The following is a 2,385-nucleotide window of genomic DNA, read 5'->3' as shown; positions in this document are numbered from 1 at the left end:
TCCTCTGTCAGTGATAGAGCCTATTCAATCCGGGAGGGAATGAAAACCGCCGAGCAGCGCATGAAAGAACTGCAAAAGCTCATGGAGTACGGCAGAAATTATCAAACCTACAAGCCCATACAGGACGAGTATCGGCAAATCCGCTGGAAAGGAAAACAGGAGAAGTTTGCGGAAGCCCGCCGCGCCGAGCTTACCCTATGGGACGCGGCAAACCGCTATCTCCATGCAAATCTGCCGAAAGGAACAAAGGCCTTGCCTATTGCGGAATGGGAACAGGAATATGCTGACCTCAAAACGCAGAGGGACAGCGATTATACCAAACTGAAAGATACCCGCGCCGAGGTTGCCGAGCTTCAAAAAATCCGCAAATGCGTGGATATTGCACTCCGCGCCGACCAGCCGGAACAGACACAGAACCGCGCCAAGCGGCATGAACAGGAGCGATAAAGGAAAGGACGGGCAAGCGGTTTTGCCTGTCCGTCCTAAATGTTTTCCGATAAAATGGACGCTATTGATTCCTAATATTAAAACCAACTTGCTCTTTCGTCCCTAAATTCGGGCAGGTCACTATGCTCATAAGGATTATAATTATTCAAATTGCAGCCAAACTCTTTCAATGATTTTATTTTATTATCCTTTGTCCATTCAACCAGGGAAATTCCATCAAATTCCTCTATGCTCCCATTGTTCATTTCATTTTTGAAATACCACTCCACAATCGTCTGATTTCCTTTGTGGAAAAATTGTTTGATTTCCCAAGCAACGACTTTGCCACGAGTATTCCATTCCTGAAACCAGTGTTTTACGATTTGACGGTTATTATATTTTGGACCCCAACTTTCAGTATAAATTACATCTTCTGCAAAAATATTATCAATACCTAAATCCTGTTTTGTAAGCCACATTTCAAACCATAAGTGAATATTTTTTTCTCTTTCATTCACAATCCAGCACCTCACTAACTTCCGATTTTTCGGTTTCATTCTACATCAAAACTATGAACAATTCAACCACAGAAAGAGAGGTATCAGCCATGTATTACACCCAAGAACAGATAGACCACGCCAACCAAGCCGACCTTGTTTCTTTCCTGCAATCACAGGGCGAGCAGCTTACCCGCGCCGGGAACGAGTACCGCTGGAAACGGCACGACAGCTTGACTGTCCGGGGAAACAAATGGTACAGGCACAGCCAGAGCAAGGGCGGCGGCCCCGTTGACTTCCTCATGGAGTTTTTCGGAAAGAGCTTTACCGAAGCCGTTGAACTTCTCACAGGAGAGAAAGGCGCAGCCCCACCGCCGGACAGCCCCGCGCCCCTCTCCGACTTCCGATTGCCGCCCCGCAGCCCCACCGCCGAACAAGTGAAAAGGTATCTTACCGAAACCCGCCGCATTGATGAAGATGTGACGGGCTTTTTCATTTCCAGCGGCGATATTTACGAGGAAGCCGCCCATCACAACGCCGTATTCGTCGGCAGAGATGAAAGCGGCATACCGAGATACGCCCACCAGCGCGGCACAGCCGGGAGCTTCCGGCTTGATGTGAAAGGCAGCGACAAAGCCTTTAACTTCTGCTACCGGGGCGAGGGCGAAAGGCTGTTTGTCTTTGAAGCACCGATTGACCTTTTATCTTTCCTCTGCCTGTTCAAAAAGGAATGGCAGAAACAAAGCTACCTTGCACTGGGCGGCGTGGGAGAAAAAGCCCTGCTGCGTTTCCTCTCTGACCGTCCGAACATCAAGACCGTTTACCTCTGCCTTGACAGCGACCAAGCCGGAAACGACGCTTGCAGCCGCCTTGTGGAGCTTATGCCGGAGGGCTTGACCGTCCACCGTCTTATTCCCCTTTTCAAAGATTGGAACGAGGTGCAGACGCGCCGGGGAGAAATCGCGGACGGGAAGTATATCCGGGAAGCGATTTACGGCTTGAAAGAGCCGCCGCAGGAAGAAACCGTTGAGATTATCCGTATGAGCGAGGTGGACACACAGACCGTTGAATGGCTATGGGAGCCGTATATTCCCTTTGGGAAAGTAACCATTGTGCAAGGCAATCCCGGCGAGGGCAAGACCACTTTTGCCCTACGCCTTGCCGCCGCCTGCACCACCGGGCGGGAGCTTCCGAACATGAAGCCCCTGCCGCCGTTCAATGTGATTTACCAGACCGCCGAGGACGGGCTGGGCGATACCGTCAAGCCCCGCTTGATGGAAGCAGAAGCCGACCTTGACCGCGTACTTGTGATTGATGAAGCCAAGCGGGAGCTTACCCTCTCCGACGAGCGCATAGAAAAGGCAATCACGCAGAACGGGGCGCGTCTGATTATCCTTGACCCCATACAGGCGTACATGGGCGAAAAGACCGACATGAACCGGGCAAACGAAGTGCGCCCCAT

At 51.1% G+C, this 2,385-nt stretch carries 2 protein-coding genes and 1 pseudogene; 2 read left to right on the top strand and 1 reads right to left on the bottom strand.

What is annotated here, in order from left to right; translation table 11 throughout:
* Positions 1–447 (top strand): annotated as a pseudogene (locus tag C4885_RS15980) (mobilization protein); the annotation flags it as partial.
* Between the two features lie 77 nt (positions 448–524).
* On the opposite strand, the gene C4885_RS15975 reads toward C4885_RS15980, so the two are convergent.
* Positions 525–944: a nuclear transport factor 2 family protein gene (locus C4885_RS15975; RefSeq protein ID WP_055059684.1), complete on the bottom strand. Its 420-nt coding sequence runs from the start codon at positions 942–944 to the stop codon at positions 525–527.
* Between the two features lie 89 nt (positions 945–1,033).
* Between C4885_RS15975 and C4885_RS15970 the strand changes: the two genes are divergently transcribed.
* On the top strand, positions 1,034–2,385 hold a 1,352-nt coding region (locus C4885_RS15970), incomplete at its 3' end, for an AAA family ATPase (RefSeq protein ID WP_114001281.1).

This window comes from Subdoligranulum sp. APC924/74 (genome assembly GCF_003324125.1).
In the GTDB taxonomy this organism is placed as follows: domain Bacteria; phylum Bacillota; class Clostridia; order Oscillospirales; family Ruminococcaceae; genus Gemmiger; species Gemmiger qucibialis.
Note: the sequence above shows the minus strand (reverse complement) of the source record. Positions and strands in the feature narration are given on the sequence as shown.